The 16,028-nt window shown below is 70.5% G+C and carries 15 protein-coding genes; 9 read left to right on the top strand and 6 right to left on the bottom strand.

The window, feature by feature from the left end; translation table 11 throughout:
• Nucleotide 1: 1 nt before the first annotated feature.
• From AB0C99_RS15600 to AB0C99_RS15580, 5 genes are all read right to left on the bottom strand, one after another.
• On the bottom strand, nucleotides 2–580 hold the full coding sequence (locus tag AB0C99_RS15600; RefSeq protein WP_362475069.1) for a hypothetical protein: 579 nt from the start codon (nucleotides 578–580) through the stop codon (nucleotides 2–4).
• Nucleotides 577–2,058: a HAMP domain-containing sensor histidine kinase gene (locus AB0C99_RS15595; protein ID WP_362475068.1), complete on the bottom strand. Its 1,482-nt coding sequence runs from the start codon at nucleotides 2,056–2,058 to the stop codon at nucleotides 577–579. Before AB0C99_RS15595 ends, AB0C99_RS15600 begins: the two co-directional genes overlap by 4 nt.
• Nucleotides 2,055–2,741, bottom strand: coding sequence for a response regulator transcription factor (locus AB0C99_RS15590; RefSeq protein ID WP_362475067.1), 687 nt, complete (start codon nucleotides 2,739–2,741; stop codon nucleotides 2,055–2,057). Before AB0C99_RS15590 ends, AB0C99_RS15595 begins: the two co-directional genes overlap by 4 nt.
• Before the next feature lie 95 nt (nucleotides 2,742–2,836).
• Nucleotides 2,837–4,492 carry a murein biosynthesis integral membrane protein MurJ gene (gene murJ / locus AB0C99_RS15585; protein WP_362475066.1) on the bottom strand — a complete coding sequence of 552 codons (1,656 nt, stop codon included), beginning with the start codon at nucleotides 4,490–4,492 and terminating at the stop codon, nucleotides 2,837–2,839.
• Nucleotides 4,489–5,667 (bottom strand): peptidoglycan bridge formation glycyltransferase FemA/FemB family protein, encoded by a 1,179-nt coding sequence (locus AB0C99_RS15580; protein WP_362475065.1) that lies wholly within the window; start codon nucleotides 5,665–5,667, stop codon nucleotides 4,489–4,491. The genes murJ and AB0C99_RS15580 overlap by 4 nt, the downstream gene beginning before the upstream one ends.
• A 209-nt stretch (nucleotides 5,668–5,876) precedes the next feature.
• Between AB0C99_RS15580 and AB0C99_RS15575 the strand changes: the two genes are divergently transcribed.
• The 5 genes from AB0C99_RS15575 (at nucleotide 5,877) to AB0C99_RS15555 (ending at nucleotide 11,684) form a co-directional block, all read left to right on the top strand.
• Nucleotides 5,877–7,046, top strand: coding sequence for an Ig-like domain-containing protein (locus AB0C99_RS15575; protein ID WP_362475064.1), 1,170 nt, complete (start codon nucleotides 5,877–5,879; stop codon nucleotides 7,044–7,046).
• Nucleotides 7,047–7,476: 430 nt separating this feature from the next.
• The gene (locus AB0C99_RS15570; RefSeq protein WP_362475063.1) at nucleotides 7,477–9,036 is read left to right on the top strand and encodes a hypothetical protein; all 1,560 of its coding nucleotides are present in this window, start codon (nucleotides 7,477–7,479) and stop codon (nucleotides 9,034–9,036) included.
• A 6-nt stretch (nucleotides 9,037–9,042) separates the two neighbouring features.
• Entirely contained in the window at nucleotides 9,043–9,564 is a 522-nt protein-coding gene (locus tag AB0C99_RS15565) for a DUF4259 domain-containing protein (RefSeq protein ID WP_362475061.1), read from the top strand.
• A gap of 1,117 nt (nucleotides 9,565–10,681) precedes the next feature.
• Nucleotides 10,682–11,530: a helix-turn-helix transcriptional regulator gene (locus AB0C99_RS15560; RefSeq protein ID WP_362475059.1), complete on the top strand. Its 849-nt coding sequence runs from the start codon at nucleotides 10,682–10,684 to the stop codon at nucleotides 11,528–11,530.
• Complete coding sequence (locus tag AB0C99_RS15555) at nucleotides 11,490–11,684, top strand: DUF397 domain-containing protein (protein WP_362475057.1); 195 nt, start codon at nucleotides 11,490–11,492, stop codon at nucleotides 11,682–11,684. The genes AB0C99_RS15560 and AB0C99_RS15555 overlap by 41 nt, the downstream gene beginning before the upstream one ends.
• On the opposite strand, the gene AB0C99_RS15550 is transcribed toward AB0C99_RS15555, so the two are convergent.
• Nucleotides 11,681–12,343, bottom strand: coding sequence for a pirin family protein (locus tag AB0C99_RS15550; RefSeq protein ID WP_362475056.1), 663 nt, complete (start codon nucleotides 12,341–12,343; stop codon nucleotides 11,681–11,683). The two genes, AB0C99_RS15555 and AB0C99_RS15550, sit on opposite strands and share 4 nt — an antisense overlap.
• A gap of 90 nt (nucleotides 12,344–12,433) precedes the next feature.
• Between AB0C99_RS15550 and AB0C99_RS15545 the strand changes: the two genes are divergently transcribed.
• The 4 genes from AB0C99_RS15545 (at nucleotide 12,434) to AB0C99_RS15530 (ending at nucleotide 16,023) form a co-directional block, all read left to right on the top strand.
• Entirely contained in the window at nucleotides 12,434–13,615 is a 1,182-nt protein-coding gene (locus tag AB0C99_RS15545; RefSeq protein ID WP_362475054.1) for a helix-turn-helix domain-containing protein, read from the top strand.
• A gap of 89 nt (nucleotides 13,616–13,704) precedes the next feature.
• The gene (locus AB0C99_RS15540) at nucleotides 13,705–14,655 is read left to right on the top strand and encodes an ACP S-malonyltransferase (protein ID WP_362475052.1); all 951 of its coding nucleotides are present in this window, start codon (nucleotides 13,705–13,707) and stop codon (nucleotides 14,653–14,655) included.
• An 18-nt stretch (nucleotides 14,656–14,673) separates the two neighbouring features.
• Nucleotides 14,674–15,705 carry a ketoacyl-ACP synthase III gene (locus tag AB0C99_RS15535; RefSeq protein WP_362475050.1) on the top strand — a complete coding sequence of 344 codons (1,032 nt, stop codon included), beginning with the start codon at nucleotides 14,674–14,676 and terminating at the stop codon, nucleotides 15,703–15,705.
• A 69-nt stretch (nucleotides 15,706–15,774) separates the two neighbouring features.
• Complete coding sequence (locus AB0C99_RS15530; RefSeq protein ID WP_362475048.1) at nucleotides 15,775–16,023, top strand: acyl carrier protein; 249 nt, start codon at nucleotides 15,775–15,777, stop codon at nucleotides 16,021–16,023.
• The last annotated feature ends 5 nt before the right edge of the window (nucleotides 16,024–16,028 follow it).

Raw genomic sequence — 16,028 nt, 5'->3', positions numbered from 1 at the left:
GTCAGTCGGTCTCGCAGCGGGTGGCGGGCAGCGGGCCGTCCTCGCCCGCGAGGACGACCTCGGCCGCGCGCCCGAGGTCCTCGGCGTAGGAGGCGGTGCAGACGATCTGGCGCACGGCGACGGGGTCGAGGTCGCCGACCCGGACCTTGCCGAGGCGGATGCTCAGCGCCGGGCGCCAGGTCGCGTCGGTCTGCCGGACGACGTGCGGCATGGTCGCGCCGTCCAGCTCGATCCGGCTGGTGAGGCCCGCCTCGCGCTCGGTGGTGTCCGGGCCGTCGAGGAGGGCGGCCAGCACCTTGTCGGTGGCGATCCGGTGGGTGGGCGGGCTGGTGATCTCGGTGCCGGTCCCGGCGTCGATGATCCGGCTGAAGGAGAGGTCCCGGGCGACCGGCATCAGCCGTCCTTCCCGTCCCACGAAGAACAGCAGCATCCGGGGGTTGCCGGTCGGGTTGACCGTGACCGGCGCCCCGCCGCCCGCCTCCACCACGTCGCTCTCCTGGATGCCGCAGCCCGCCAGCGCCAGCAGCGCCAGCGCGGCGGCGGCCGGGCGCCACCGGGGGCGGCGGGCGGCGGGAGTCACAGGGGGATCCTGACGGTGAAGACGGCACCGCCGTCGGGGCGGTCGGCGGCGACGACCGTACCACCGTGCAGCCGCACGTTCTCCAGGGTGATCGCGAGGCCGAGGCCGCTGCCCGCCGAGCGGGTGCGGGCCGCGTCCGCCTTGTAGAAGCGGTCGAAGACGTGCGGCAGGACGTCGGCGGGGATGCCGGGCCCCCGGTCGGCGACCTCGGTGACGAGCCACGCCCCCTCCGCGTACACCCGGACCGTCACGGGCGGGGCGCCGTGCCGCAGGGCGTTGCCGACCAGGTTGGCGACGACGACGTCGAAGCGGCGCGGGTCGAGCGGGACGCGGAGGCCGTCGGTGAGCTCGGTGACGATCTTCTCCGGGTCGGTCCAGTGCCGGTTCTGGAGGGTCTTGCGGACCGAGGCGGCCGCGTCGACCTCGTCGGTGTGCAGCTCGGCGGCGCGGGCGTCGAAGCGGGAGATCTCCATCAGGTCCTCCACGAGCACGGCGAGCTTGCCGGTCTCGGCGCTGATCAGGCGGACCGCGCGGGCGGTGTCGGAGTCGAGGGCGCCCGCGTCCTCGTCGAGCACCTCGGTGACGGCGAGCATCCCGGCCAGCGGGGTGCGCAGCTCGTGGGAGACGTCGGAGGCGAAGCGGCGGGCCCGCGCCTCGGCGTTGCGCAGCTCGGTGACGGAACGTTCCAGCTCGGCGGCGGACTCGTTGAAGGTACGGGCCAGGTCGGAGAGTTCGTCGCTGCCCTTGGCGTGGATCCGGGTGTCCAGCCGGCCCCGGCCCATGCTGTGCGCGGCCACCCGCAGCTCGCGCACCGGCCGCAGCACGCTCCGGGAGGCGATCAGCGCCGGGACCAGGGCGACGAGCAGCGCGGGCAGCGCGCCGTCGCGGGCGGCGGTGACCATGGCCTCGACGTTGGCCTCCTCCTCGCCGAGGTCCATCACCGCGTAGAGCACGAGCCCGGTGGGGCTGCCCTCGGGGAAGCCCCGGTAGTAGTCGCCGAAGACCGCCGGGACCGCGATGGTCAGATACGGGGTGCCGTCCTTGACCACGCGCTGGAAGCTGCCGTGGGTGGCGCCGATCGCGGTGGCGCGGCGGCGCAGTTCGGGGGTGAGGACGCTCGACTCGGGGCGGTCGGTGGAGGACACCCGCAGGTCGCCGTATTCCGCGTACACCCGCCAGGGGCGCGGCTTGCCCTGCTTGGCGATGCCCTGGAGGGCGGTGCGCAGCCCGTCGGGGTTGATGGGGAGCTGGGTGCCGAGGGTCTCGACCTGCTGGCGGAAGGCCGTCACGGCGGTGTTCTGGGTCTGCTCCAGGATCGCGTTGCGGGCGGCCCGGTAGGTGAGCGCGGCGGTGGTGCCGCAGCCGACGGCGGCGACCAGCAGGAAGGCGAGGACGAGCCGGGTGCGCAGCCCGAAGGGGCGCAGCCGTCTGCGGCGGGCGTCGGCGTGCCGCCCGCCGCCCGGCACATGGGCTCTCACAGGGGTCCGAAGCGGTAGCCGAAGCCGCGCAGGGTCTGGATGTAGCGGGGGTCGCCGGGGGTGTCCTCGATCTTGTTGCGCAGCCGCCGGACGCAGGCGTCGACGAGCCGGGCGTCGCCGTGGAAGCTGTGCTCCCAGACGTGTTCGAGGAGCTGCTGGCGGCTGAAGACCTGCTCGGGGGCGGCGCTGAGGTGGAGCAGCAGCTTGAGCTCGGAGGGGGCCAGCGCGACCCGCTCGCCGTTCTTGGCGACGGTGAGCCCGGCCCGGTCGACGGCGAGCTCGCCGTGGAACTCGACGGAGGGCCGCGCGCCGCCGCCGGGCTCCTCGATGCGGCGCAGCACGGCCCGGATGCGGGCCTCGATGACCTCGGTACGGGCGGGCTTGACGATGTAGTCGTCGGCGCCCGCCTCCAGGCCGATGACGACGTCGAAGTCGTCGCCGCGCGCGGTGAGCATGATGATCGGGAGCTGGCTGGTCTCGCGGACCTGGCGGCAGACCTGGACGCCGTTCATGCCGGGCAGCATGAGGTCGAGCAGCAGCAGGTCGGGGCGGAAGTCGCGGAGCGCGGCGAGCCCGGTCTCACCGGTCGCGGCGGTGCGCACCTCGTGGCCGCGGCGCCGCAGCCCGAGCTCGACGCCTTCGCGGACGGAGGGGTCGTCTTCGATCAGCAGCACGCGTGGCATTCGTGGAGTATCCCAAGGTCGGTCGGAAGCGCTCCCCGCCGGGGAGGGGATCCCGGCGGGGAGCGGGTCGTGAGGGGCGGTGCGGAGCGGGTGGCTCAGCGCCGCCGGGTGAGCCGGGCGCGGGCGCCCGTGAGCAGGGCCCGGACCTCGGTGAGGCCCAGGGGCCGGGCGAGCAGGGCGAAGACGGCGACGATGACGACCGCGCCGAGGGCGCCGGCCGCGCCGGAGGGCAGGGCGCCGGCGGCCCGGTCGGCGGCGAGCAGCCCGAGGGCGGCGGCGGGCACGGCGGCGAGCAGGAGGCGGACGAGCGCGCTCCCGGCGCCGGGGGCTGCCTCCGCGCCGGGGGCGGTGGTGCTGTCGGGGCTGTCGGGGCTGTCGGGGGCCTCTCGCCTCAGCCTGCGGCCGAGGACGTACGCGGTGAGGCCCCAGCCCGCCCAGAGGGCCAGCGAGTAGCCCGCGGCCATGCCGGTGACGGCCCAGCGGGCGGGCAGCAGGGCGGCGGCGGTGACGGCGAGCCCCGCGTTGAGGCCCGCGATCACCAGGTTGAGGAAGAAGGGCGTGCGGGTGTCGCGCAGCGCGTAGAAGGCGCGGGTGCACACGTACTGGCCGGAGAGGGCGATCAGGCCGGGCGCGAGGGCCATCAGGATCCAGGCCATCGAGCGGACCGCGCCCGCGTCGGTGCGCCCGTAGCCGAAGACCAGGCCCATCAGCGGGACGGCGAGGGCGAACAGCGCGCAGGCGGCGGGGACGATCGCCGCCATGCTGGTGCGCTGCGCGTAGGCCACGTCCCGGCGGACCCCCGCGAGGTCGCCGTCGGCCGCCGCCGCGCTCATCCTCGGCAGCAGGGCGGTGACCAGGGCGACGGTGACGATGCCGTGCGGGACGGCCCACAGCAGGTAGGCGTTGTTGTACGCGCTGAGCCCGGCGCCCTCGGCGCGCTGGCCGGCCGCCGTGGCGACCTTCGTCGTCACCCAGTACGCGGCCTGGTTGGTGAGGACGAGGAGGACCAGCCAGCCCGCCGCCTTGAGGGGCGCGGTCAGGCCGCTGCCCCGCCAGTCGAAACGGGGCCGCCAGCGGAAGCCCGCCGCCCTGAGCGAGGGCAGCAGGGCCAGGGCCTGGAGGGCGATGCCCGCGGTGGTGCCCCAGCCGAGCAGCGCGGTCTCGGCGGGGGTGAGCCCGCCGCCCGCCGAGACGGCGAGGAAGAGGCCGAAGACGGCGACCACGACGACGTTGTTGAGGACCGGCGTCCACATCATGGCGCCGAACCGCCCGCGCGCGTTGAGGACCTGGCCGAGCAGGGTGAACAGGCCGAGGAAGAAGATCTGCGGCAGGCAGGACCGGGCGAAGGCGACGGTCAGCTCCCGCTGCGCGCCGGTGTAGTCGGTGTAAGCGTCGACGATCGCGGGCGCCGCGAGGACGGCGGCGCCGGTGAGGACCGTGAGGGCGAGCACGCAGATCGTGAGCAGCCGGTCGGTGTAGGCGGCGCCGCCGTCCTCGTGCTCCTTGGCCGCCTTGACCAGCTCGGGGACGAAGACGGCGTTGAGGGCGCCGCCGAGGAGCAGCATGTAGACGATCGTGGGGACGGAGTTGCCCACGGCGTAGCCGTCGGCGACGAAGCCCGTGCCGATGGCCGCGGCGACGACGGCGGAGCGGACGAAGCCGGTGGCGCGCGAGACGAGCGAGCCGGCGGCCATCAGGGCGCCGCTGCGCAGGACGGAGGGCGTTCTGGTCTCCGTCAGGGTGGCCGTCATCGGCGGGCCAGGTACGCCTGGAAGGCGCGGTACAGCGTGTGGTTGGTCGTGCCCGGCAACGGAATCTCCCACTCCCCCAGCGTCTCGACGACCCGCCCGCCGGTGCCCAGCTTCCAGCGGAGCAGCCCGTGGGCGCGCTCGTCCGGGTCGAGCGTGGAGGGTACCCCGCGCAGGTCGTAGACGTCCGCGCCGACCGCGTGGGCGTCGAGCATCATGCGCCACTGGAGCGCGTTGGAGGGGCGGACCTCGCGGCGGTGGTCGGCGGAGGCGCCGGTCTGGTACCAGACCCGGCGGCCCACGGTGATCATGGTGTGGGCGGCGAGCACCTCGCCCTCGTGGCGGGCCAGGTAGAGCTTCATCCGGCCCGGGTGCTCGGCGTTGAGGACGGCGTACTGCCGCTCGTAGTACGCGAGGGAGCGGCCGAGCCGGAAGCCGTCGCGCTCCTCGGTGATCCGCAGCAGCCGGTAGAACTCGGGCAGGTCGGCGGCGGAGCCCTGGACGACCTCGACCCCCGACTTGCGGGCCTTGCGGATGTTGCGGCGCCACTCCTGGTTGAGCCCGGACCACAGGTCGTCGGAGCTGCGGCCGGTGAGCGGCACCTGGTAGACGAAGCGGGGCTGGGCGTCGGCGCCGTCCTCGGACTCGCCGCCGCAGCGCTTCCAGCCGCGCGCCCGCAGCCGTTCGGCGACGGCCGAGCCCAGCGGGTCGACCTCGCTGGCCAGCACGTCGGACAGGCGCCGGCCGGGCCCGGCGTGCGCCTTGAGGGTGGCGGCGGACCAGCGGCGGTAGTCGGGCCCCGGCCCCATCCGCACGGCGAAGACGCCGGAGGCCCGCAGGTGCCCGAGCAGCGGCCCGAGCCAGCCGTCCAGGTCCGGGTCGGCCCAGTCGGCGACGGGCCCCTCGGGGAGGTACGCGAAGTACTTACGGGTGCCGGGGAAGGCGCGCAGCAGCACCAGCGCGACGCCGCTCAGCTCGCCGGACTCGGGGCCCCAGCCGATGAGTTGGTGGCTCCACCCGTCCTTGACCTGCGCCCAGGAGGGCAGTTGCAGGAAGCTGGGTCCGCCGGGTGCGGCGGCGCGGGCGGTGAGGAAGGCGCGGTAGACCTCGGGCGTGACGGGGCCGAGCCGCGTCGTCGCGGGGCGGGCGGGCGCGGGCGTCACGAGCAGCGCTGACACAACGAGGGCCTCCTGGTTCCGCCCCTCGGTGGTGGGGCGCTCAGCAGGCTCACAGCCGGTCTTGACCGCTCCGCGCGAGGAATGTGACCGGATGATGACCGTTTCTCACCAGGGCCGGTCACACGCCCCCGGAGCCGGGCATTCCCCTCTGACCTGGTCCTACAGTCCGGTACATCCCACCGATTCCACCCTCCCGAGGAGGCCGTGCCGTGCCGCGCACCCACATACGCATCCCCCTGTTCCTGATCGCGGCCGCGTCGCTGACGGCCTGCTCGACGGCGGCGGCCGACCCACAGGCGGGGACCCCGAAGGCGGCGGCCGACGGCACCCCGGCGAAGGTGACCGTGACGCCCCCGGCCGCCGGACAGCAGGTCAAGGTGACGGCGGCCGGCGGCACCCTCGCCACCGTCAGGGTCGTCGACGAGGACGGCGCCGAACTCGCCGGCCGCACCGCCTCGGGCGGCGCCTCCTGGTCCTCGGACCGCAAGGCCGCGCCCGGCACCACGTACACCGTCGAGGTGACCGCGCGCGGCGCCGGCGGCAAGGAGACGAAGGACAGCAGGTCCTTCTCGACCCCCGCCGCCGACAAGGTCAACAAGCTGACCCTGTCCCCCGGCAAGAACACCACCGTGGGCATCGCCCAGCCCCTGTCGATCGTCTTCGACCGCCCGGTCACCGACAAGGCGGCGGTGGAGCGCCAGTTGAAGGTGACCACCTCCAACCCCACCGAGGGTTCATGGGGCTGGCTCAAGGACTACTCGGGCAAGGACCGCGCGGACTGGCGCCCCCGCTCGTACTGGAAGCCCGGCACCAAGGTCACCCTCGACGCGACCCTGAACGGCACCGACTCCGGCGGCGGCTGGTTCGTCCGCGACTACCGCACCGGCTTCACCGTCGCCGCCGACGCGCAGGTCATCAAGGTCGACCTCGACCGCAAGAAGCTCTCCGTCATCCGCGACGGCCGCACCGTCCGCACCATCCCCGTCTCCGGCGGCACCCCCGGCGGCGACAAGCGCTCCTGGCGCGGCACGGCCGTCCTGATGGCGAAGGAGGGCACGATCAACATGAACTCGGAGACGGTCGGCCTCGGCGACGCCTACAACAAGGACGTCGACTACTCGATGCGCCTGACCTGGTCCGGCATGTACGCCCACGCCGCCCCCTGGAACGCGGCCTATTTCGGCAACGCCAACAAGAGCTCCGGTTGCATCGGCATGAGCACCGAGAACGCCACCTCGTTCTACGCCTCGGTCCGCGTGGGCGACCCCTTCGAGATCACCGGCAAGGACACCAAGGGCGTCGTCGCCGAGGGCAACGGCTACGGCGCGTGGAACGTCGACTGGGCGGCGTGGCAGAAGAAGAGCGCGCTGCGCGGCTGAGGGCGAACTGCCGCCTCCCGGTCAAGGCCGGCGGCGGAATGAGAACTACCGGTTCGGCGACCTGACATATTCGGCCGCTACATTTCATCGAAAGTCATCCTCGCCGCACCCTTCGGTCCGACAGCATATTCGGAGAACCACAACCGTATTCTTCGCCATGTGAAGTGAGATTTCACGACGTAACAGCAGCCCGCAGGGTCCCATGTGATTCCGCGGGCGCGGCGTCACCCTCCGGTCGACATGACTGCAAAGACTGGTTTCGATTCAAGGGACCATTAAATCCCCCATGCCGAACACTCGTTCCCTCGGTAGCGTTCTCGGCTGATCACGCAAACTTCGCGTTTGCCACGCAGAGGCTGGGGGGCCGATGGGGAGGGACAGACGTCGTCACAGAGCGACGCACGGAGCCGTCATCGCGATACTGACGGCATTGACGGCAGGGGGCACGGCAGCCTTGCCGGCCGCCGCGGCGGGATCGGGCGGTCCGATCCAGGACGCCAGGGTCTCCGCGACCGCGGCGGCCGGTCAGGCATTCGACGAGTCAACGGCGAAGGCCGCCGCCGAAGCGAGCGAACAGCAGGTCGAGGTCACCGGACTCCGGCAGGAACGGCGTGAGGTGTTCGCCAATCCGGACGGGTCGTTCACCGCTCATGAGTACACCCAGCCGATACGCACGCGGCGGGGCAACTCATGGGTTCCGGTGGACGACACTCTGGTGAGGCGAGCCGACGGAGGCTGGTCACCGAGCGCGGCCACGGTCGACGTGGAGTTCTCCGACGGGGGGCAGGGACCGTTCGCCCGCATGAGCAAAGTCGGCCGCGAGTACGCGTTGTCCTGGCCCGGCGCTCCGTTGCCGAAACCCCGCGTCGACGGCAACACCGCCCGCTACGAGGAGGTGCTGCCCGGCGTCGACCTCGCCGTTCGGGCCGATGTGGAGGGCTTCGCCCACTACCTCGTCGTGAAGAACGCCCAGGCAGCCGCCAACCCTGAGCTCGACAGCATCGAACTCGGCCTGTCCACCAAGGGTGTGACGGTCAGCAAATCGGCTGACGGAGCGCTCAAGGCGACGGACTCCGCCGTCGGGGGAACCGTCTTCGAAGCCGCTCAGGCCAGGATGTGGGACTCCTCGGCCGACCAGGCTGCGGCACGGATGCCCAGCTCCATGGAACGGTCCGCCGCGCAGGCGGTCGAACCGGACCTGGAGGGAGCAGGCCGTCAGGCGCCCGTCGGGCTGGACATCAGCGGCGACTCGGTAACGCTGACCCCCGACATTCGCCTGCTTCGCGGGCCGGACACGGTCTATCCCGTGGTCATCGACCCCATCCCCCGCACCACCGGGACCAATGCCTGGACATCCGTGATGTCCGGCATGCCCAGCGCGCAGAACTGGAAGTTCTCGGGACACGCCGGAATGGGCAAGTGCCCTTCCAACTACAACCCCACCGAATGCTCGGGCATCGGCGTACGGCGACTGCTGTTCAGTTTCCCGACGAGCTTCTACAGCAAGAAGCAGATCATCAGCACCAGCTTCTCCGCTCGTGTGGGAGCCGTCTACTGGGCGGACGCCAAGGCCGAGCCGATCGACCTGTACCGGATCGGCGGGGCGAACCACACGATCACATCGTCCAGCAACTGGGAGAACACGGTCGGCCAATGGTCCGACTACCTCATGACGGTCAACCAGAAGATCTCTCCCACCGCGTGCCCGAGTGCGGCCAATCTCCACTTCAGCAACGGCGAGTTGTTGACGCAGATGGGGGCTGCCGCAGCCGGCGGCTGGTCGACGATGTCCCTCGGCCTCAAGGCGAAGGACGAAAGCACGTACTACGGATGGAAGCGCGTCTGCGGCAACGCCTACCTGTCGGTCACCTACAACACTCCGCCCCGCCAGAAAAAAATGGGCTTTAAGCTCAGTAGCGACATCGAGGGGTTTGGTCGAAACCTCTACAACAAGCGCCAGGCAACTCAGCCTGAGCTCCCGTTCGAGTAGGGCGATATGGGGAAATGGGGATACGGGCCATTCGATAACGATGGCGCCGCGGACTTTGCTGGAGATTTGGATGCCACTCCGCTGTCTAGGCGGATTCAGGCGATCCGAGCTGCCCTCGCCTCGGTGGCGGGCGACGGCAGCCCGCATATCGATGGCGGCAGAGCAGAGCTGGCAATCGCTGCCGCTGCGTTGACAGTCCGAGGGGTTGAGGGCGGCGATGAATTTCAATCTGCGACGTGGGGGCCGAATGGTGAGATTCCGAAGATTCCGAAAGAGCTGACACCTCTGGCGCTCGAAGCAATTTCTCGCCTACTCGCCACAAGCAATGACTTGCGGGACGACTGGAGCGTGGAGGAGGAAGGCACTGAATGGCTTGCAATGCTCCGAAGGCTGAAAGCGGTGCTTGACAGAGAAAGTACTGCAGGGGTTCTCCTCTCCGCTCCAGGCGCCGAAGGTCAAAAGCAAGGGACACAGAGGGCTAGACGAGCTGCGCATGAGGATGAATCCATCCAGGAAGGACTTTGGTAATACCTTCGAGGCGGCTATCTGAATCGACTGAATGAAGGGTCATGAAGGCGTGAGCCGTGACTTCGTCACGGCATCTGATCACGGAGAATTCGGTAGCCCGGCAAATGCGAGGGTCCCCTCCACGCTTCTGCGCGGAGGGGACCCTCGGGTCGTTTGACGTTGAGGTTGAAAGGGCGGGGTGACAGTCGACGTTGGCGGTGCTACATCCTCGTCGACTTCCCAGCATGGAAACCCGGACAATAGGTGGATTTAATGATGCTTTTCGCCTCGTGCACGACTAGATTCGCGCATGGTCTGGTTGTCGCTTCCGCGCCTGGGAGTCTCGACAGCCACACAGGCTGGGATGCAGATACGGATGTAGTGCACGGCGGTCCGGACTCCTTGTTCATCGCGGTGCAGCAAGCCGCCAGCGGTCCAGTGTCGGTCCAATGCATGCAAGGGCCTTACCGGCCGAGCGGAAAGGTTCTTGTCTACTCAGGGAATCTGTATCTCCCCAAGGCGTCTCTCGAAATTTCGGATCCTAATGAATCGGTGAGGCTACTGATTCCCGTTCCGAATGTAGAAAATAGGGTCGACGTCTACGGAGACGGAACAGATGAGCCCGATGAGGTGATCATCGTCCTGACGGGCGATGAGTCATGGTGACTGGCAAGGACTGGCGAATAGATCTATTCTGCGGGTCAAGCGAGGAGATAGCACCCCACCTATGCGCGACGCCCTTCGTATCCGCATAGCAGCGAATCACTTCCTTTTGAAGCGCAGGGAGCCTCGTAGAATATCATTCTGCGGGGCTCCTTGGGTGTTTGGCGATAGCGTCAGGAGCGTCACTGCTACGGCACTGGAGGATGCGGCAGACACGAACCTTGCCGCGAGTCCTGACATCTTGCTGTCCTGGAGGGCGCATGAGCGCCACGTGGACTCCCGGCACGTTATCCGCCCAAAGAGATCTCCCGATTACTACTTCCGACACGATTTGCCGCCGCGCGGCAGAGCCCGGCCCGGTCACCCACACGAGTGGTCGTACGCCGTTCTCCCTCCGGCCCGCGTGGGCGCTGAATAGGCTCGGCGACACAGCGAGTCGAGACGCCGCGCGCGTCGCAGGCCGGAGGTATCCGCCATGGTTCACACTGTCGAACTCGACCCCAGCGCCTCCCCCTTGGACTACTTCGGGTGGGAGCTGCGCCGGTTACGTGAAGCGAGCGGGCTGAGTCAGAACCAGCTCGGCGACATCATCTTCTGCACGGGCTCCCTCATCGGGCAGGTCGAGACCACGAAGAAGGTCCCGACCCGGGAGTTCTCCGAGCGGATCGACGCGGCGCTCGGGACGGGCGGGATGTTCAGCCGACTCATCGGGCTGGTGCTACGGAGCCAGTTGCCGACGTGGTTCCAGCCGTACGCGCAGATGGAGGCCATAGCGACGTACATCTCCACGTTCCAGACGCAGCTCGTGCACGGGCTGATCCAGACCGAGGCGTACGCCCGGGCGGTCCTGGCGACGGGTATGCCGGACGACCTGGAAGGTCTGCTCGCGGCGCGCATGGAACGCCAGCGGATCCTGACCCGCGAGCGCCCGCCGCTCACCTGGGTGGTGCTGGACGAAGCCGCACTGTACCGGCCCATCGGCGGCCGGACGGTGATGCGCCGGCAACTGGCCCACCTGTTGGACTTCGCCGACAACCGTTCGGTGCGCATCCAGGTCCTGCCTTTCGGGGCTGGGGAACACGCCAGCCTGGACGGGTCGTTCACCCTCCTCCGCTTCGACGACGACCCGGACATCATCTACACGGAGGACCTGATCTCCGGGCACATGACCGCCAACCCCGACACCGTCAAGGAAGCAGCGTTCCGTTACTCTCACGTGCAGGCCACCGCCCTCTCCGTAGGGGATTCGGCGGCACTGATCGCCCGCGTGATGGAGGAACGTTATGGAGACCCGTCCCGAGCTGACCGGCGCGCGGTGGCGTAAGTCCAGCTTCAGCGGAAGCACCGGCGGCGAGTGCCTCGAAGTCTCCGACAGCGTCCCCGGTGTCGTCCCCGTCCGTGACAGCAAGCGGCCCGCCGGGCCCGTCCTCATGGTGCACGCCGCCGCCTGGCAGACCTTCGTGGACGCCGTCCGCTAGAACGTCCGCCGCATCTCCCACATCAGCACCTCCGCGTCACCGGTCGCGAGCAGGGCCAGGCCCTCCGCTCCGGTGACGCGCGCCGCGTCGCCGGGCGCCAGCTCCTCGCCGTCCAGGCGGACCGTGCCTCGGGTCACGTGGACGTAGACGAAGTCGGCGTCCGGGACCGCCGCGCGCTCGCCCTGTTCCAGGCGGCGGACGTGCAGCATCGCGGCCGAGGCCGGGAGGGCGTACGGGGTCGCGTCGGCGATGCCCCGGACCACGTCGTACGCCGGGTCGCCGCCGGGGGTCAGCGGGGCCAGCCACATCTGGACGAAGACCAGCGGGTCCGGGCCATCGTTGCGCTCCACGTGCCGGACGCCCTCGGCGGCGCTCAGGTGCTGGAGGTCGCCGGGGCGGACGACCGTGGCGTGACCGGTCGTGTCGCGGTGGGTCAGCTCGCCCTCGACGACCCACGTCACGATCTCGGTGTGGCTGTGCGGGTGCTCGTCGAAGCCGGCGCCCGGGGCCAGCCGCTCCTCGTTGACGGCGAGCAGCGCGCCGAAGCGGAGGTTGTCCGGGTCGTAGAAGCGGCCGAAGGACAGGGCGTGCCGGGTGTCGATCCCGGACTCGGGGTCGCCTCCGGGGTACCGCTCCCCGGCGCGCTGGATGCGTATCACGGGATCACGGTAGCGGCGGGCGCGGCGCGGGCGGCCGTGAAAACGGACCGGCCCCGCACGCCGCCGTCCTGATAAGGCAGTCTTGTCCCCGTGTCTGAACCAGTGAACGCCGCTCACCCCCATGCCGCGACCCTGAAGCGCCTCGAACAGTCCTCGGGGCGGCTCGCCGCCAGCGCCATCGCCCGCATGGACGAGACGCTGCCGTGGTACCGGGCGATGCCGCCCGAGAACCGGTCGTGGATCGGCCTGGTCGCCCAGGCCGGCATCGCCGCGTTCACCGAGTGGTTCCGGCACCCCGAGACCCCGCAGGCGATCTCCACCGACGTGTTCGGGACCGCGCCGCGCGAGCTGACCCGGGCGATCACGCTGCGCCAGACCGTCGAGATGGTCCGCACGACCATCGAGGTCATGGAGACGGCCATCGACGACGTGGCCGCCCCCGGCGACGAGAGCACCCTGCGCGAGGCGCTGCTCGTCTACGCGCGGGAGATCGCCTTCGCCACCGCCCAGGTGTACGCGCAGGCCGCCGAGGCCCGGGGCGCCTGGGACGCGCGGCTCGAATCGCTGGTCGTGAACGCGGTGCTGTCCGGCGAGGCCGACGAGGGCGCCGTCTCCCGGGCCGCCGCCCTCGGCTGGAACTCGCCGGACCACGTCTGTGTGATCCTCGGCACGGCGCCGGACGGCGACAGCGAGCTGACCGTGGAGGCGATCCGGCGCGCCGCCCGGCACGCCAAGCTCCAGGTGCTCACGGGCGTCCTCGGGGACCGGCTCGTGGTCATCGCGGGCGGCAACGACAACCCGCTGGCCGTGGCGAAGGCGCTGATCGGGCCGTACGCGCAGGGTCCCGTGGTGGCCGGTCCGGTGGTCCCGGACCTGCTGGCCGCGACCCGGTCCGCGCAGGCCGCCGCCGCCGGGCTCAAGGCGTGTTCGGCCTGGCAGGACGCCCCCCGGCCGGTCCTCGCGGACGATCTCCTGCCGGAGCGGGCCATCGCGTCCGACCCTTCGGCGCGCGAGCAGCTGGTGGAGGAGATCTACAGACCGCTGGAGGAGGCGGGCTCGGCGCTGCTCGAAACGCTCAGTGTCTATCTGGAGCAGGCGAGCAGCCTGGAAGGCGCGGCGCGGATGCTCTTCGTCCACCCGAACACCGTGCGCTACCGGCTTCGACGTGTGACCGACGTCACCGGCTGGTCACCCTCCGACGTCCGCTCCGCGTTCACCCTGCGGATCGCGCTCATCCTCGGGCGCTTGGCCGACGCGGAGACGCAGTCCTAGACTTTTGTCGAACACCAACAATTCGACCGACGGTTCTTCGTCCTTGTCCCCACGGGCGTCCGGGACCGTCCCCAAGAGAGAGTGTGAGGGTGCTCGTACTCGTCGCTCCCGGCCAAGGCGCCCAGACGCCCGGCTTCCTGACTCCCTGGCTCGAACTCCCCGGTGCCGCCGACCGTGTCGCGGCCTGGTCCGACGCCATCGGGCTCGACCTCGCCCACTACGGCACGAAGGCGGACGCGGACGAGATCCGCGACACCGCCGTGGCCCAGCCGCTGCTGGTGGCCGCCGGTCTGCTGTCCGCCGCCGCCCTCGGTGACGTCGCTCCCGGCGCCGCCTTCGGTCTCGGTGCCGTGTCCCCCGGCGCCGTCGCCGGTCACAGCGTCGGCGAGTTCACCGCCGCCGCGTTCGCGGGTGTCCTCGACGACACCGCCGCGCTGCGTCTCGTACGCACCCGTGGTCTGGCGATGGCCGAGGCCGCCGCGATCACCGAGACCGGCATGTCGGCGCTGCTCGGCGGCGACCCCGAGGTGACCGTCCCGCACCTGGAGAAGCTGGGCCTGACCCCGGCCAACGTCAACGGCGCCGGCCAGATCGTGGCCGCCGGCACCCTGGAGCAGCTCGCCGCCCTGGAGGCGGACAAGCCCGAGGGCGTCCGCCGCGTCGTGGCCCTGAAGGTCGCGGGCGCGTTCCACACGCACCACATGGCCCCGGCCGTGGAGAAGCTGGCCGCCGCCGCCCAGGAGCTGTCCCCGGCCGACCCGGCCGTGCGCTACGTCTCCAACAAGGACGGCCAGGTCGTCACCGGCGGCGCGGAGGTCATCGCCCGCCTGGTCGGCCAGGTCGCCAACCCGGTCCGCTGGGACCTGTGCATGGAGACCTTCAAGGAGCTCGGCGTCACCGGCCTGATCGAGGTGTGCCCCGGCGGCACCCTGACCGGCCTCGCCAAGCGCGCCCTGCCCGGTGTCCCCACCGTGGCCCTGAAGACCCCCGACGACCTCGACGCGGCCCGCACGCTTGTCGCCGAGACGGCCACGGCCTGACAAGGAGTGTCGAGAAGCATGGCGAAGATCAAGCCCAGCAAGGGCGCCCCGTACGCGCGCATCCTCGGCGTCGGCGGCTACCGCCCGACCCGTGTGGTGCCCAACGAGGTGATCCTGGAGAAGATCGACTCCTCCGACGAGTGGATCCGCTCGCGCTCCGGCATCGCCACCCGCCACTGGGCGTCCCCGGAGGAGACCGTCACCGCGATGTCGGTGGAGGCGTCCGGCAAGGCCATCGCGGACGCCGGGATCACCCCCGAGCAGATCGGCGCGGTCGTCGTCTCCACGGTGTCGCACTTCAAGCAGACCCCCGCGGTCGCCACCGAGATCGCCGACAAGATCGGCGCCGGGAAGCCGGCCGCCTTCGACATCTCGGCCGGCTGCGCGGGCTTCGGCTACGGCCTCACCCTCGCCAAGGGCATGATCGTCGAGGGTTCGGCCGAATACGTGCTGGTCATCGGCGTGGAGCGGCTGAGCGACCTGACCGACCTGGAGGACCGCGCCACGGCCTTCCTGTTCGGCGACGGCGCCGGTGCCGTGGTCGTCGGCCCCTCGGACGAGCCGCACATCGGCCCCACGGTGTGGGGTTCGGAGGGCGACAAGTCCGAGACGATCAAGCAGACCGTGCCGTGGAACGAGTTCCACATCGGCGACGTGTCGAACCTGCCGCTCAACGAGCAGGGCGACATCAAGTTCCCGGCCATCACGCAGGAGGGCCAGGCGGTCTTCCGCTGGGCCGTCTTCGAGATGGCGAAGGTCGCCCAGCAGGCGCTGGACGCCGCCGGAATCTCGGCGGACGACCTGGACGTCTTCATCCCGCACCAGGCGAACATGCGGATCATCGACTCGATGGTGAAGACCCTCAAGCTGCCGGAGCACGTCACGGTCGCCCGTGACGTGGAGACCACCGGCAACACCTCGGCCGCCTCGATCCCGCTCGCGATGGAGCGGCTCCTGGCGACCGGCAAGGCGAAGAGCGGCGACACCGCGCTCATCATCGGCTTCGGGGCGGGTCTCGTCTTCGCCGCGACGGTCGTTACTCTCCCCTAGGCACTCCGGATCCTTCCGGACGCCTCGTTTTTTCTCAGCACACACAAAGAAACAAGAAGGAGCGCCACCATGGCCGCCACCCAGGAAGAGATCGTCGCCGGTCTCGCGGAGATCGTGAACGAGATCGCCGGCATCCCGGTCGAGGACGTCGCGATCGAGAAGTCCTTCACCGACGACCTGGACGTCGACTCCCTGTCCATGGTCGAGGTCGTCGTGGCCGCCGAAGAGCGCTTCGACGTCAAGATCCCCGACGAGGACGTCAAGAACCTCAAGACGGTCGGCGACGCGACCACGTACATCCTCGAGCACCAGGGCTGATCCAG

This window comes from Streptomyces sp. NPDC048659, from assembly GCF_040650575.1.
Taxonomy (GTDB): Bacteria; Actinomycetota; Actinomycetes; order Streptomycetales; family Streptomycetaceae; genus Streptomyces.
The sequence above is the reverse complement of the archived record's forward strand: the minus strand, read 5'-3'. Positions and strand labels throughout refer to the sequence as shown.